This is a genomic window from Halomonas alkalisoli, assembly GCF_021412585.1.
GTDB classification, from domain to species: Bacteria; Pseudomonadota; Gammaproteobacteria; order Pseudomonadales; family Halomonadaceae; genus Halomonas; species Halomonas alkalisoli.
On sequence record NZ_JAKCMI010000019.1, the window covers coordinates 78,345 to 93,626 of the forward strand.

The 15,282-nt window shown below is 62.9% G+C and carries 14 protein-coding genes; 9 read left to right on the forward strand and 5 right to left on the reverse strand.

The window, feature by feature from the left end; genetic code table 11:
• Positions 1-35 precede the first annotated feature (35 nt).
• The 7 genes from fkpB to LY622_RS06175 all read left to right on the forward strand — a co-directional run bounded on the left by fkpB (position 36) and on the right by LY622_RS06175 (position 5,017).
• A complete protein-coding gene (fkpB, locus tag LY622_RS06145; RefSeq protein WP_234290073.1) occupies positions 36-482 on the forward strand; it encodes an FKBP-type peptidyl-prolyl cis-trans isomerase in 447 nt (148 codons plus the stop codon).
• Between the two features lie 66 nt (positions 483-548).
• The gene (gene ispH, locus LY622_RS06150; protein WP_255762276.1) at positions 549-1,523 is read left to right on the forward strand and encodes a 4-hydroxy-3-methylbut-2-enyl diphosphate reductase; all 975 of its coding nucleotides are present in this window, start codon (positions 549-551) and stop codon (positions 1,521-1,523) included.
• Positions 1,524-1,692: 169 nt separating this feature from the next.
• On the forward strand, positions 1,693-2,100 hold the full coding sequence (locus tag LY622_RS06155) for a type IV pilin protein (protein ID WP_234290075.1): 408 nt from the start codon (positions 1,693-1,695) through the stop codon (positions 2,098-2,100).
• Positions 2,101-2,105: 5 nt separating this feature from the next.
• Positions 2,106-2,537 (forward strand): GspH/FimT family pseudopilin, encoded by a 432-nt coding sequence (locus tag LY622_RS06160; RefSeq protein WP_234290076.1) that lies wholly within the window; start codon positions 2,106-2,108, stop codon positions 2,535-2,537.
• The gene (gene pilV / locus LY622_RS06165; RefSeq protein ID WP_234290077.1) at positions 2,534-2,956 is read left to right on the forward strand and encodes a type IV pilus modification protein PilV; all 423 of its coding nucleotides are present in this window, start codon (positions 2,534-2,536) and stop codon (positions 2,954-2,956) included. Before LY622_RS06160 ends, pilV begins: the two co-directional genes overlap by 4 nt.
• Positions 2,953-3,567 (forward strand): PilW family protein, encoded by a 615-nt coding sequence (locus tag LY622_RS06170; protein ID WP_234290078.1) that lies wholly within the window; start codon positions 2,953-2,955, stop codon positions 3,565-3,567. The genes pilV and LY622_RS06170 overlap by 4 nt, the downstream gene beginning before the upstream one ends.
• A 34-nt stretch (positions 3,568-3,601) precedes the next feature.
• The gene (locus LY622_RS06175; protein ID WP_234290079.1) at positions 3,602-5,017 is read left to right on the forward strand and encodes a pilus assembly PilX family protein; all 1,416 of its coding nucleotides are present in this window, start codon (positions 3,602-3,604) and stop codon (positions 5,015-5,017) included.
• Positions 5,018-5,121: 104 nt separating this feature from the next.
• On the opposite strand, the gene LY622_RS06180 is transcribed toward LY622_RS06175, so the two are convergent.
• The 4 genes from LY622_RS06180 to LY622_RS06195 form a co-directional block, all read right to left on the reverse strand.
• On the reverse strand, positions 5,122-6,768 hold the full coding sequence (locus tag LY622_RS06180; protein ID WP_234290080.1) for an alpha/beta hydrolase: 1,647 nt from the start codon (positions 6,766-6,768) through the stop codon (positions 5,122-5,124).
• A 68-nt stretch (positions 6,769-6,836) separates the two neighbouring features.
• Positions 6,837-7,145, reverse strand: a complete 309-nt coding sequence (locus tag LY622_RS06185) for a hypothetical protein (RefSeq protein WP_234290081.1) — start codon at positions 7,143-7,145, stop codon at positions 6,837-6,839.
• Positions 7,146-7,424: 279 nt separating this feature from the next.
• A complete protein-coding gene (locus LY622_RS06190; protein WP_234281072.1) occupies positions 7,425-8,675 on the reverse strand; it encodes a ribonucleotide-diphosphate reductase subunit beta in 1,251 nt (416 codons plus the stop codon).
• 74 nt (positions 8,676-8,749) lie between these two features.
• Positions 8,750-11,650 (reverse strand): ribonucleoside-diphosphate reductase subunit alpha, encoded by a 2,901-nt coding sequence (locus LY622_RS06195; RefSeq protein WP_234290082.1) that lies wholly within the window; start codon positions 11,648-11,650, stop codon positions 8,750-8,752.
• Between the two features lie 337 nt (positions 11,651-11,987).
• Between LY622_RS06195 and LY622_RS06200 the strand changes: the two genes are divergently transcribed.
• Together LY622_RS06200 and LY622_RS06205 are read left to right on the forward strand one after the other, a co-directional pair.
• Positions 11,988-12,701 carry a response regulator gene (locus tag LY622_RS06200; protein WP_234290083.1) on the forward strand — a complete coding sequence of 238 codons (714 nt, stop codon included), beginning with the start codon at positions 11,988-11,990 and terminating at the stop codon, positions 12,699-12,701.
• Positions 12,702-12,704: 3 nt separating this feature from the next.
• Complete coding sequence (locus tag LY622_RS06205; protein WP_234290084.1) at positions 12,705-14,336, forward strand: ATP-binding protein; 1,632 nt, start codon at positions 12,705-12,707, stop codon at positions 14,334-14,336.
• Here LY622_RS06205 and LY622_RS06210 read toward each other — a convergent pair.
• Positions 14,323-15,237, reverse strand: coding sequence for a LysR family transcriptional regulator (locus LY622_RS06210; RefSeq protein WP_234281076.1), 915 nt, complete (start codon positions 15,235-15,237; stop codon positions 14,323-14,325). The genes LY622_RS06205 and LY622_RS06210 overlap by 14 nt on opposite strands.
• Positions 15,238-15,282: the final 45 nt, after the last annotated feature.

A 15,282-nucleotide genomic window follows, 5' to 3' on the forward strand; every position in this document is an offset into this window, starting at 1 on the left:
ATGCCGCGACACGACAGAGACAGCAGAGGGCAACCATGAGCGAATATCGCGTCGACGAGGGGATGGAAGTCACCCTGCACTTCACCCTCAAGCTCGAGGACGGCACCGTGGTGGACTCCACCCGCGAGAAGGAGCCCGCCACCTTCCAGATGGGCGACGGCAACCTGCCGCCGGGCTTCGAGTATCCGCTGAAGGGAATGAGCGACGGCGAGAGCGGAAGCTTCGAGATCACCCCCGAGCACGCCTTCGGCCAGCACAACCCGCAGAACGTGCAACTGCTCAGCCGTGACGACTTCGAGGATATCGAGCCCGAGGTAGGCACCGTGATGTCGTTCGCCGACGCCGCCGGGGGCGAGCTGCCCGGTGTCATCACCAGCGTCGAGGGCAAGCAGGTGGAAGTGGACTTCAATCATCCGCTGGCAGGGCGTACCCTGACCTTCGAGGTGGAAGTCATCGCGGTGAAGCCTGCACAGACTCATTAAGAACGCCTGAGAACGTTTTCATCAGAGAATCCATGACCGGATGCCCAGGCATCAAGGCAAGGCGCCATGCAACGCAAACCCATGAAAATCAAGTTGGCCAATCCCCGCGGCTTCTGTGCCGGCGTCGATCGCGCCATCGAGATCGTCAACCGGGCGCTGGATGTCTTCGGCCCGCCCATCTACGTGCGTCATGAAGTGGTGCACAACCGCTTCGTGGTCGACACCCTGCGCGAGCGCGGAGCCGTCTTCGTCGAGGAGCTCCACGAGGTGCCCGATGACGTCATCGTCATCTTCTCCGCCCACGGCGTCTCCCGCGCCGTGCAGGAGGACGCCGAACGCCGCGGCCTCAAGGTGTTCGACGCCACCTGCCCGCTGGTCACCAAGGTGCATCTGGAAGTGTTGCGATACGCCAGGCGCGGCCAGGAGTGCATCCTGATCGGCCACGCCGGCCATCCCGAGGTGGAAGGCACCATGGGGCGCTACGACACCGGCCATGGCGGCGAGATCTACCTGGTCGAGGATGAGGCCGACGTCGAACGGCTCCAGGTCAAGGACCCGTCGCGGCTCTCCTTCGTCACCCAGACGACCCTCTCCATGGACGACACCGCCCGAGTGATCGACGCCCTGCGCAAGAAGTTTCCCGAGATCGAGGGGCCGCGCAAGGACGACATCTGCTACGCCACCCAGAACCGCCAGGACGCCGTGCGCGAGCTGGCGGCCGGCAGCGACCTGCTGCTGGTGGTGGGCAGCCCCAACAGTTCCAACTCCAATCGCCTGCGCGAGCTGGCCGAGCGGAGCGGCACACCGGCCTACCTGATCGACGACGCCGACCAGATCGAGCCCGACTGGTTCAAGGGCGTCTCCACCATCGGCATCACCGCCGGGGCCAGCGCACCGGAAGTGCTGGTCAAGGGGGTGATCGAGAGGCTGCAGGGCCTGGGCGCCGAGGCGCCGGAGGAGCTGGCCGGCCGGGAAGAGACCATCACCTTCTCGATGCCCCGCGAGCTGCGTGAGCGCGTGATCACCAGCGATTCGCTATGATGGGCCCAGGGTAGGAGAAAACTGGTACCGGCATGATCACGGGCTCATTCGTTCGTACAGGCACGGAAGCCGGGCAAAGGCCCGGCTTTTTGATGCCGCACTAGCGGCAGACGACACCATGATACATACTGAAACCAAACGTAACGCAACCATGGAGAAGCGCCGCTTGATGAGGCTAGCCATTCAAGGCCGCTCCCGGGCCGCCAACGGCATCCTCCGGCACACCGCCGGCTTCACGCTCATCGAACTGATGATAGCGGTAGCCGTGATCGGCATCCTGGCGGCGATTGCGATACCCAACTACCAGCGCTACGTGGAGAACAGCCGCCGTGCAGACGCCCATGCAGGGCTGATGCAGGCCGCCCAGCAGCTCGAGCGCTGCTATACGGTCGATAATACCTATTCCGGTTGTGCGATCACCACGACCTCGCCGGATGGCATCTATACCATTTCGCTTTCTGCAACGGCTACCGGCTACACGCTGACGGCGACCACCTCCCAGGCAGATCGCTGCTCCGGCGACTTGACGCTGACACATCGTGGCGAGCGCGGCCCTGCTGGCGGCAACTGCTGGTGAATATGATGAAAGCCCGCGGGTTCACCTTGATCGAGCTGTTGGTGACCATCGCGGTGGCGGCCATCATGGCCACCATTGCCGTACCGGGCTTTCAGAGCATGATGGCGAGCAACCGATTGGCGGGCGACTACAACGAAGTGCTATCGGGGCTCAACTACGCCAGGAGCGAAGCGATCAAGCGCCGAGAGGCGGTGACGTTTACCGTGGACCAGGCGAGCCCCTGGCGTTACCGGGTAAGGGACGCAGACAACGAACTGTTGGTCGAGCGAAACGGTCGTGACAACCGAACCGATGTCACGACGACGGCCATCACGTTCAATGCCCTCGGTCGCAGAACGAACTGTACTGCCGGCTGCACCATAACGATTGCGCACAGCAATGGCAACGATAGTGAGATGCAGGTAAGTACCACCGGGCGTGTCGGAAGGTCGCCATGAGGGGGTCGATGAAGGGCTACCGTTCACAGACAGGCTTTACGCTGATAGAGGCCTTGATCGCCCTGGTGGTGCTCTCCATCGGGCTGCTGGGCGTCGCGGCCATGCAGCTCAAGGCGCTGCAGAGCGCCCATATGGGCTACCAGCGTTCAGTGGTGAGCCTGGCGGCCATCGACGCCCAGGAAAGGGCCTGGGCTGCGCTATCGGAACTGGGCAGTTGTCCCGATGCTTCGGCGCTGACGGATATTGAAGGCGCTTGGTTAGGCGAATGGTTCGGGGGTGTCTTGATCGACGTGAACAGCGGTATTGTACGCACCGGTGAGTGCCGATATACCGTCACCGTGGAATGGCGGGAGGAGCGCTTCATGGATGAAGAGAGCCTGGATCCCTTCGTCTATCTCTTCAGGTTGCCTGAGCTATGAACCATCGACACTGGCACAGCGTTTTTCCAAGTCTCGGCGGCGGCCGGCACTCCCGGCGTCAGCGGGGTTTTAGCCTTGTTGAGCTGATGGTTGCCCTGGTGATTGGTCTGATCATCATTCTTGGCGCTGGTCAGCTGTTCCTGATGGGCTTCCAGACGTTTCGTCAGACCGAGCTGATGGGCAACAAGCAGGCGGCGCTCACCTTTGCAACCGAGACGTTAATTCGGGATATCCGAAGAGCGGATAATGATCAGATAGTTTGGGATTCATCTAATAATATTCTAGAGGTTGGTTTTGTTGCGGCCAATGATTCGGACGGATGTAGCCAAGATGAAGATGTGGTCCGTCAATACTATCTATCCTCTGATAGCAATGCCCGAGAAGGGTTTTCTTTAGTGCTGGAGCAAGACTGCTCTGACTCTACGAATCCACCTGCAGAGCCGCTAGTCACAGGTTTTGCTAGCGGTGGTTTTGAAGTCGATACGACGGACTCTAGCTTTGGTGTTTATGTGATAAGTTTCTGCTTGATGGATGAGCCGGGTGAAACGGCTTGTGTCCAAGATAGGGTTATCAATTTCCAGGCAGTCAATCGGGCGGTTGCAGTGCAATAGGTGTCGAATACGCTGTCAAAATGGGGGATGAAATATGAAAAGACAAAGAGGAGCTGCGCTGGTCGTCGTCCTGTCCCTCTTGACGATGTCACTGATGCTTGGCCTATCCGGCATGCAGTCCTCACTGGTCGATGAGCGCCTGTCGGGCAACTACCGAAGCAGTGCCTTGGCCATGATGGCGGCGGAATTCGGGGCCTCGGAGGCCTGGGCAGGTACCCTGGCTGTTGATGTGGGTAATACATCTGAAAGTACCTTTGAAAGTGCTCTCGACAGTGAGGTGAGTCTTGGAGATCACCACCCTGTGGCGGGGAGTGAGGGTGCTCACCCCAACGTCTTTTTTCGTATTCAGATGATGGATGGCGTGGGACTAGATATACCGTTACGGGCCACGGGGGAGGTTTTTTCAGACAGCGCTAGAACTGATCTTGTAGCATCTCGTGAGATCGAGATTCTGGCTCGTCTTAATGGATTGGGTGCAGGGAACCTCTCGCCGCTCAATATCGCGGCGACTCTGGATAATTATGAGGGGATGTCGTCTCAGGCCGGCGTGGAAGGTGAAGAAGAAGTTGATGGCACGCGCAACCCGGCTATATCGGCAGCCAGCAAGGAGGAGGCGAAAAAGATCGTCGACGATATCGTCGGCAATAACGGTGAAAGCAAGTATGTTTTTATTGAGGATGATGACGGTTCGGGCGACGGCACCTTTTATGCAGCTGCGGCAGTGGATCAAAATGGTGACTATACGGGGAATTATTCCACTTGCAATAGTGGTCAGAACAGGCTTTGCAATTATAAAGGTGGGATAGCAACCAAGCCGAAGGATCATATTCTTTCTGATGCCAACTTGTTTCATGATTTCATTTCTGCCATTTTTTCCGATGCATACAGCAGTACCAGTTCGGATTCTTTGAGTGGCAGCATGTCAGGCTTCAATATCATATCCGAGGGAAATCACCTAGACTCGGATGGCGAGTATCAACCCACCAGGTATGTTGAAGATGAAGTGATGCCGGATGGAACCACATGCTTGAGTGAGGTTTGTCAGCCAAGCCGACATAAATATACGGGGAGCGGTAGCTCAGCAGGCGACGGCGTACTGATCATTGATGGTGATGTCGAGTTTAATGGTAATCCTGAGTTTCAGGGGCTGATCATCGTCTTGGGCGATTATACGGTCAAGGGTGGCGGTGGCGGTGACCTGGAGGGTTCGATAATCGCCGCGCCCTACAGCTGTCGGGGCGGTAATTGCTTCTTCGATGAGATGAACGTTGATCTGAGGGGTGGGGGCGGGAACGATTACCTTCATGTCCTGGAGTATCTGGACGCAGCATGGGAGCTTCTGGGGACTATTTCTCCCGATGCGGCCAGGCTATGGTTGGAAGGCAACAACCCCGAAGGTAACTTCAGCTATATGGCCCGTGGCTGGCGAGAAATAACCATTTCCCAGTAGGGGCCGATCCCCCTTTGCATGCAGCCTCTTCCTTCGGAAGAGGCTGCACCTCGCGATTTCAGTAGTCTCCGAAGAGGGTGACATCTTCTTGATCACCGTCGAATTCAACGATAAGACTCGGCGACCCGCCTTTGCAGTCGCTCCAGCTCCTCCTCGGTCCAGTCTTCCGGTTCGATCAGTTTTGCCCAGGCGTCCAGGTAGTGCCTGGCGGCGAAGGAGTGGCCGTAGCCGGGCGGGGCGTTGCCGATGGTCAGGTCGGCCAGCAGCTGTAGCATGGTCACCACCGGGTACCAGCGCAGTTCCGGCGAGACGTCCGGTGCGCGGGGCTCGCGCATCCATTCCGGTTCCCGGAAGAACGACCAGGGTTCGAAGAAGGTGATCGGGTCGCTGCCATACTGCAGGTAGGCGATACGGAAGTCCCCCCACTCGCCATAAGGCATCTCCAGCCCCTGATACTGGTTCATGAAACGCACCACCGAGCCGTTGCGGAAGGTCGGCAGCCAGGCCGGCGATCCGAGCTCGCGGCTGCGGGTCACCGCTTGCCAGGTTTCACTGCGATAAGGCGGGCCGCTCCACAGGGCGCCGTGGAAGGGGTCGTCGATGATGTCGTAGAAGTCGAAGGAGAGATCGGAGTTGAGCGACCCCAGGCTGAGGCCGTGCAGGTAGAGCCTCGGCCGCGACTCGGTGGGAAGGGTGGTCCAGTAGTCGTAGACCGTCTCGAACAGCGCGCGAGCGTTCTCTGCCCCGTAATCCCCCTCGGCAATGATGGAGAGGTGGCTCGGCAGGTAGGAGTATTGCGCGGTTGCCGTGGCCACATCGCCGCGCTGCAGGTACTCCAGGGTGTTCTGGGCGCCGGGGTCGACCCAGCCGCGGCCGGTGGGGGTGGCCAGCACCAGCACCGAGCGCTCGAAGGCGCGGACGCGCTTCAGCTCCTCCAGGGCGAGCCGGGCCCGCTGCTTCGGTGTCTCCGCGGCACTCAGGCCAACGTAGACCCGTATCGGCGCCTGCGCGGGCTCGCCGAGGAAGTCCGTCAGCGCCTCCGCGGAAGGGGTTCGGGAAATGTAGCGCCGGCCGCGGCTGCCCAGCTCTTCCCAGCCGATCAGCGAGCTGGCGCTGCCGGTCTGCATCGGGTCGGCGGGTGGCGCCAGGTCGTCCTGGATCAGCTCATCCAACTGCTGGAAGGAGTTGTCGGCGACGCGCAGGGCCAGGGTGAAGATGACGCCGTCGATGACCGACCAGAACAGCATGGTGGCGACCAGGATGCCGATGACATTCGATACCCGGTGGGGGATGTAGTGCTGCAGCCGCCGTGACAGGAAGCGGAAGGTGCGCCGGAACAGCCTGGCGAGCAGCAGCAGGGCGCCGAAGACCAGCAAGGTGATCGTGCCGATGTAGAACGGCCGTATGCCGCTGACCTCTTCCATGCCCATGAGCTCGCGAATGCTGTTCTGCCATTCGGAGGCCTGCCACAGGAAGGCGGCGGCGATCACGGCGCACACCACTGCCGCGGTGAGCTTGATGGAGAGTGCCAGCCGGAGACTGGGCCTGGGAAGGTGCAGGTAGTACCAGAGCCAGTGGCCGGCATAGCCCAGCGCGTAGCCGGCGGCAAGCGAGAGCCCCGAAACGATGCCCTGTGAGTACATGGGCCTCGGCAACAGGCTCGGCGTAAGGGAGAAGGCAAAGAACAGCGTCCCCACCAGCAGGCCTGTCGCCGAGAATTGTCGAAGCAGTCGTACGGCCGTGTGATGCATGTCGTCCCTGTGCCCCTAGTCAAAAACCTATGAGCCTAGGGGCCAGGGCAGGGAAGTGCAACGCAGGCTCAATGCGAACTCCATGCCTTGCCGCGGGTGAAGCGCACCGGCGGGCTGTACTTCTCGCCTGCGGGTGCCCGTTCCGGGGCGGGCCGCACCCGCCAGCCACGGGAGGTCGCCCACTCCTTCAGCTCCCGGTAGTTGAGCAGCGGATAGTCCCGCGAGTAGGGGTTGGGGGATGACGAGGGGAAGGCGAAGGCCACATGGGGGTAGTGGGCGAGGGCGTCTGCGCTGTCATGGGCGGCCAGCGCCCGGTCCAGTGCGGTTTGCCAGGCCCGGGAGTCGCGACGTGATTCTACGGGTCGTGTTGCATGCATCGGATTGTCCTCGGTTGCTGCGACTGCAGAGAGGCATTGCCCGATCGTAGGCGTTGCCAGGGTTCATGAAAAACGCCCCGCCCGTTGCCGGGAGAGGCGTCGTCATATCAGCTCGAAGGTGGCTTCTTGTAGTAGCCGGGAATGCGGACTCTCTCCCCGCCTGGAAGATCGCGTACATGCGTGGGCACGTAGACGCGTTTGATGACACTTCTCGATTCGGTCATGGTGCTTCCTCCCAAGCTTGCAACTATCGGGTATGCCCCCTGCTTGCCAGTCCGCTCAATCCCAGCTCAGCGCACCCCCCACCTGGTACTCGGTGACGCGGGTCTCGAAGAAGTTCTTCTCCTTGCGCAGGTCGATGATCTCGCTCATCCAGGGGAAGGGGTTCTGGGCGCCGGGGTACTGCTCCTTCAGGCCGATCTGGGCCAGGCGGCGGTTGCAGATGAAGCGCAGGTACTCCTCCATGATCGCCGCGTTCATGCCCAGCACGCCGCGGGGCATGGTGTCGCGGGCATAGGCGATCTCGAGCTCGGTGCCCTCGAGGATCATCTGGGTCACCTCGTCCTGGAACTCGGCGGTCCACAGGTGCGGGTTCTCGATCTTGATCTGGTTGATCATGTCGACGCCGAAGTTGAGGTGCATCGACTCGTCGCGCAGGATGTACTGGAACTGCTCGGCCACGCCGGTCATCTTGTTGCGCCGCCCCATGGAGAGGATCTGGCTGAAGCCGCAGTAGAAGAAGATGCCTTCGGTGACGCAGTAGAAGGCCACCAGGTTGCGCAGCAGTTCCTGGTCGGTCTCCGGGGTGCCGGTGTTGAAGTCGGCACGCGCCAGCGACTGGGTGTGCTTGAGGCTCCAGGCCGACTTGGCGGCCACGGAGGGGACTTCGCGGTACATGTTGAAGACTGCGCCCTCGTCCATGCCCAGGGACTCCACGCAGTACTGGTAGGCGTGGGTGTGGATGGCTTCCTCGAAGGCCTGGCGCAGCAGGTACTGGCGGCACTCGGGGTTGGTGATCAGGCGGTAGAGCGCCAGCACCAGGTTGTTGGCCACCAGCGAGTCGGCGGTGGAGAAGTAGCCCAGGCTGCGCTCGACGATGCGCCGTTCGTCCGCGGTGAGCCCTTCCTGGCTCTTCCACAGGGCGATATCGGCGTTCATGTTCACTTCCTGGGGCATCCAGTGGTTGGCGCTGCCGTCCAGGTACTTCTGCCAGGCCCACTCGTACTTGAACGGCACCAACTGGTTGAGGTCGGCGCGGGCGTTGATCATCTGCTTGTCGCTGACCTCGATGCGCGCCGCACCCATCTCCAGCTCCTCGAGGCCGGCGGCGACGTCGAGCTCCTCCAGCGACTTGCGGGCGCGCTCGATGCGGTCGGCCTCGGCGATCACGTAGTTCCCGCTGGCTTCCTGGATCTCGCCGGCGTCAGCCGGGGCGCTCGGCTGCGCCTTGGCGGCGGGCGCCGGGGTTGCCGGTGCCGGCTTGTCGGCAACGGCGGTCTCGTCTTCGTTGAATTCGTCCCAGTTCAGCATCTGTTTCTCTCCGGTATGTGGTCCGGCTGCCTGCAGGCGCGCGGTTTGCCGCGCGCCTGCAGGGGGTGTCCGTGTTACTGGCAGGCCTCGCAGCCCAGGTCATCGATCTCGGAGGCGCTGGGCGCGCGTGAACCGCTGCCCGCCTTGCCGCTGAGGAAGTCCTCTATGCCCCGCGGCTCGGACGCGGCCGGCGCGGCGGGTGTCGGGGTCGGCTCCGGGGCACCGCCGTTGCTCACGGCGTTCAGGGTGCCGCGCTCCACGGTGGACTTCTCTACCGAAGTGGCGCCCAGGGCGCGCAGGTAGTAGGTGGTCTTGAGGCCACGGAACCAGGCCATGCGATAGGTCACGTCGAGCTTCTTGCCGGAAACCCCCTTGATGTAGAGGTTCAGCGACTGGGCCTGGTCGATCCACTTCTGGCGGCGTGAGGCCGCTTCCACCAGCCACTTGGGCTCCACCTCGAAGGCGGAGGCGTACTTCGCCTTGAGGTCATCCGGCACCCGGTCGATGGGCTGGACGCTGCCGTCGTAGTACTTGAGGTCGTTGATCATCACCTCGTCCCACAGGCCGCGTTCCTTCAGGTCATTGACCATGAAGGCGTTGACCACGGTGAACTCGCCGGAGAGGTTCGACTTCACATAGAGGTTCTGATACGTCGGCTCGATGGACTGGGTGACGCCGCAGATGTTGGAGATGGTGGCCGTGGGGGCAATGGCCATGACGTTGGAGTTGCGCATGCCCTGCTTGGCGACCTTGTTGCGGATGCGCCCCCAGTCCTGGGTGCTCGAGGTGTCCACCTCGATGTACTGCTCGCCGCGCTCGACCCTGAGCTTCTCGATGGAGTCGATGGGCAGCACGCCCTGGCTCCAGAGCGAACCGTCGAAGCTTTCGTAACGGCCGCGTTCGGCGGCGAGATCGCTCGAGGCCTCGATGGCGTGGTAGCTGACCAGCTCCATGGAGCGGTCGGCGAACTCGATGGCGCCGTCGCTGGCGTAGGCGATGCCCAGGGCGTAGAGCGCATCCTGGAAGCCCATGATGCCCAGCCCCACCGGGCGGTGCTTGAAGTTGGAGTTGCGCGCCTGGGGTACCGCGTAGTAGTTGATGTCGATGACGTTATCGAGCATCCGCACCGCGGTACGTACCGTCTTACCCAGCTTCTCGTTGTCGAGCTGGCCATCGGTCACATGCTGGGCCAGGTTGACCGAGCCCAGGTTACACACCGCAATCTCGTCGACGCTGGTGTTGAGCGTGATCTCGGTGCACAGGTTCGAGGAGTGCACCACGCCGGCGTGCTGCTGCGGGCTGCGCAGGTTGCACGGGTCCTTGAAGGTGATCCACGGATGGCCCGTCTCGAACAGCATCGAGAGCATCTTGCGCCACAGGTCCTTGGCGCGGACCCGCTTGTAGAGCTTGAGCTGACCGCTGTAGGTCATCGCCTCGTACTCTTCATAGCGCTTCTCGAAGGCGGCGCCGTAGAGGTCGTGGAGGTCCGGGCAGTTGGAGGGCGAGAAGAGCGTCCACTCCTTGTCGTCGAAGACCCGCTTCATGAACAGGTCCGGCACCCAGTTGGCGGTGTTCATGTCATGGGCGCGGCGGCGGTCGTCACCGGTGTTCTTGCGCAGGTCGAGGAACTCCTCGACGTCCAGGTGCCAGGTCTCCAGGTAGGCGCAGACCGCACCCTTGCGCTTGCCGCCCTGGTTCACCGCCACCGCGGTGTCGTTGACCACCTTGAGGAAGGGCACCACGCCCTGGCTCTTGCCGTTGGTGCCCTTGATGTAGGAGCCCAGGGCGCGCACCGGCGTCCAGTCGTTGCCCAGGCCGCCGGCCCACTTGGAGAGCAGGGCGTTGTCGCGGATGGCGCTGTAGATGCCATCCAGGTTGTCGGGCACGGTGGTGAGATAGCAGGAGGAGAGCTGGCTGCGCAGGGTGCCGGCGTTGAACAGCGTCGGCGTGGAGGCCATGTAGTCGAAGCTGGAGAGCAGCTCGTAGAATTCGATGGCGCGGCCTTCGCGGTCGTCCTCGTTCAGCGAGAGACCCATGGCGACGCGCATGAACATGACCTGGGGCAGCTCGTAGCGCACGTCATCCTTGTGGATGAAGTAGCGGTCGTAGAGGGTCTGCAGGCCCAGGTAGGTGAAGGCGTTGTCGCGGGTGTGGTCCAGCGCGTCGCCCAGCCGCTCGAGATCGAACTCGGCGAGCCTGGGGTCGAGCTGCTCGAACTCGATGCCACGGGCCACGTAGGCGTGGAAGGCCGGCTTGTAGAGCTCGGCCATCTCGCCGAAGGTGGCCTCCTCGGCCACGCCCAGGAACGACAGCGCCTCGCGGCGCAGGTTGTCCTGCAGTAGCCGGGCGGTGACGTAGGTGTAGTTGGGATCCTTCTCCACCAGGGTGCGGGCGGTCATCATCAGCGCCTGGGAGACGCCATCGACGGTAACGCCGTCGTAGAGGTTCTTCAGCGCTTCCTCGACGATGCGGTTGGGGTCGACGTTGGCCAGCTCCGCGCAGGCGTCGAACACCAGGGTCTCGATCCGCCCGAGATCGAGCGGGCGGCGGCTGCCATCGAGGGCCGTGACGTTGAGCGTCGGGTGGGGTTTCTCGATGTCGTCGCCGGCGGCGGCCCGGGCCCGGGCGTGGGCTTCGCGATAGAGGACGTAGGCGCGGGCGACCTTCTGCTCGCCGGCACGCATCAGGGCCAGTTCGACCTGATCCTGGATGTCCTCGATGTGTACCGTGCCGCCATCGGCCATGCGGCGCTGGAAGGTCTCGGCGATGGTGTGCGAGGCCTCGGCGACGAAATCGCGCACCCGGGAGGAGGTGGCGGCATTGTCGCCCTCCACGGCGATGAAGGCCTTGGACATGGCGACGGCGATCTTGCTGACGTCGAAGGCTGCCACGTCACCGGTACGCTTGATGACACGCAGCGTCTGCGGTGCGGTGATGGACAGGCTGGCCGCATCGGGGGTCTGGAGCTGTTCCATGGTCGGGTGTTCCCTTCCTTTCGGATCTTTTCGTCGGGGTGACATGGGCATTGACAGCAAGGGCGCAACTTGCTAGATGCACATCATCTTGTGGTTTGGTTGCTGGTGAACACAAGATAGAGTGCTTTTTGGCAGTCATCAAGTGGATAACCTGTGGGCGAGCTGGTGACTTCCTGTGGCATCGCCGAGCTTTGGGCTATGCTTCGCTGGTCAGGCCGTTTGTACGTAATATCAACACAAGCATGCGAAATGGCATATTTCGGGTATCCTTGATAAAGATGGCGGGACAGGGCGTCCCGGAAATGCAAATGAATTGCCCAGCACGGGGATGACTAGGATGGAAGACAACCTGGAAAGCAGTGACATGGAACACGTGCTGATTATCGAGGACGACGTGCGCTTGGCCGAACTCACGCGGGACTATCTGGAGGCCAATGGCTTCCAGGTGACCGTGGAGGCCGAGGGCTCGCGAGGTGTTGAGCAGATCCAGACCCTGCAGCCGGATCTGGTGATCCTCGATTTGATGCTGCCGGGTGAAGATGGCCTGTCGATCTGCCGACGGGCCAGGCCCGACTATAGCGGCCCGATTCTCATGCTGACTGCCCGCACCGACGATATGGATCAGGTGCTGGGGCTGGAGATGGGTGCCGATGACTATGTTCCCAAGCCGGTTCAGCCCCGGGTCCTGCTGGCGCGGATGCGTGCCCTGCTGCGACGGGCGGACAATACCGAACAGGGGGGCGACGTGCGCCTTTCGTTCGGCAACCTGGAAATCGACAGTGCGACCCGCGAAGCCTGGCTGGAAGGCGATCGCATCGACCTGACCAGTGCCGAATTCGATCTGCTGTGGCTGCTGGCCAGCAATGCGGGCCGCGTACTCACCCGCGAGGAGATATTCAGCGACCTGCGCGGCATCAAGTACGATGGGCAGGACCGCTCCATCGACGTGCGAGTGTCGCGAATCCGCCCGAAGATCGGCGATGACCCCAACCATCCGCACCGCATCAAGACCGTGCGCAGCAAGGGTTACCTGTTCGTCAAGGACGCCTGAGCCATGCAGCGGTTCCTGGCCGATGGCACCTTCCTGCGCGTCTACCTGGCCCTGGCCCTGGCGCTGCTGCTGACCTTCGGCCTGGCCCTGATGGGCCTGGCCCTGGTCGATCGGGTGCGTATCGAACAGTACCGCGAGCAGCTGGCCGAAGCACCGCTGCTGCTGTTGACCCGAAAGGTCGCTGGCCTGCCGGCGAACGAGCGTGGTGACTGGCTGACCCAGCAATCCGATCGGCTCGACATGCGCCTTTCCCTGCGCAGCCCCGACGACGCCGGCCTGGGCTGGTTCGAGCGGCGGCGCCTGGAGCGTGGCAGCGTCCTGGTCAAGCCGGAAGATGGCGAGAACTGGCGCCTCTATCGCCGCATAGCCGGGGAATACCGGGTGCTCGAGGCGCGCCTGTCCGGGCTCAATGAGCGCCAGCTGCGTGGCCTGGCCCAGATGCTGGGGGACTGGTTGGCCGAGGTGGAAGGCGACGTCCGTCAGCGGCGGCTGGCCAGCGTGACTACCGATGCCCTGCCGATCCACCTCAGCGACCTGGCTCCGGAGGGGCTCGACAGTCCCCAGCTCTCGCGCCTGCGCGAGGGCGAACTGGTGATACGCCTGCTGCCGGGCCACTGGGCGCTGACGGTCTATCTTTCCGTGCCGGCGCAGAATGGCGGCCGACAGTGGCTATCGATCGGCCCGGTCTCGGCGCTGGAACCGACACCCATTTCCCTGTTGCTGCTGGTGCTGGTGATCATGCTGGCCGTGCTGGCAGCGATCATCTATCTCATCGTGCGTGGCGTCGAAGCCCGCCTGGCCCGCCTGGAGCTGGCCGCCGGTCGCATTGCCAGTGGCCGACTCGACACACGGGTCAAGGTCGACGGCGGTGGCTTCATCGGCCGGGTGGGCATGGCCTTCAACGCCATGGCGGCTCAGGTGCAGTCGCTGCTGCGCTCCCAGCAGGAGATGATTCGCGCCGTATCCCACGAATTGCGCACACCCGTCGCCCGGATTCGCTTCGCCGTGCAGATGGTCGAGGACATGACCGACGACCCGGCCGTCCATCGGCAGCTGCATGGCATCGACGGCGATATCGAGGAGCTCGACCAGCTTATCGATGAGATCCTCACCTATGCCCGCCTCGACAGCGGCATCGTCAACGGCACCGAGCTGCAGCGTGCCGTCGTCGACTGTCGCGCCATGGCCAGGCGGGTGCTCGATACCCTGGCGCCCCTGCACGGCCACCTTCACCTGGAGCTGGCGCCCGGCCCCGAGGTGGAGGTCCTTGCCGATTCGCGTTATCTGCAGCGGGCGCTGCAGAACCTGGTGGCCAATGCCTGCCGACACGCCCGTTCCCGTGTGCTGGTACGCCTCACGGTGGAGGCGCGGCTGGTGCGGCTGGATATCGAGGATGATGGCCCGGGTGTCCCGGAGAGCGAGCGTCAGGCGATCTTCAAGCCCTTCGCCCGGCTCGATGACAGCCGCACGCGTCGCTCGGGCGGCTATGGGCTGGGGCTCTCCATCGTCCAGAAGGTCATGGCCTGGCACGGCGGCAGCGTGGTGGTGGACGACAGCCAGGAGCTGGGGGGCGCGCGCTTCTCGCTGCTGCTGCCGATCCCCAGGGAGGCCGCGTTGCCCGTCAAGCCGGCCTGATGCCTTCCAGCACCGCGAACGACGTCTCCCGCGCGGTGCGCAGGAAGTCTTCCATCCAGGGCTGGTCGCGGCTCTCTTCCCGAATGGCGGCATACAGCGTGCTCCACATCCCCTCTTCGCCCAGTGCCACCGCCTTCACATAGTCCCGTTCCAGGTACTCGGTCAACGCCCAGTTGGGCAGCGCGCAGACCCCGCGTCCGCTGGCGACCAGCTGCATCATCATGATGGTCAACTCGGCCGTGCGAAGCTCTCGTGGCCTGACCCCGGCGGGGTCGAGGAACTGGGTAAAGACATCCAGCCGGCTGTGCTCCACCGGGTAGGTGATCAGCGTCTCCTCGGCGAGGTCCTGGGGAACCACGAAGGCGCGGTCGGCCAGCGGGTGCTGGCGAGCCACCGCCAGCAGGCCCTGATAGCGGAACAGCGGCTCGTAGTAGACCCCGGGCAGTGTCTGCGGGTCGGCGGTGATCACCAGGTCGAGCTGCTCCCGGGCCAGCGCTGGCAGCGGGTCGAAGTGGTGGCCGCCGGGGATGTCGATCTCGACCTCCGGCCAGTGATCGCGGAAGTGATCGATGGTCGGCATCAGCCATTGGAAACAGCTGTGGCATTCGATGGCCATGTGCAGCCGGCCTGGCTCATGGCCGACCAGCCTCGCCAGGTCCCGCTCGGCCATGCGTACCAGCGGCAGGACCTGTTCGGCCAGCGCCAGCAGGCGCTGGCCCGCACGGGTGAACTCCACCGGGCGGGACTTGCGCACGAACAGCTGGCTACCCAGGCGCTCCTCCAGATCCTTGATCTGGTGCGAGAGCGCGGACTGGGTCAGGTGTACCCGTTCTGCGGCTTCCACCAGGGAACCCGCGTCACGCAGGGCAATCAGGGTGCGCAGGTGGCGTAATTCAAGCATGATGAATCCATTTCATGTTTTTGATTAGTATGTTTAGTTTGATTC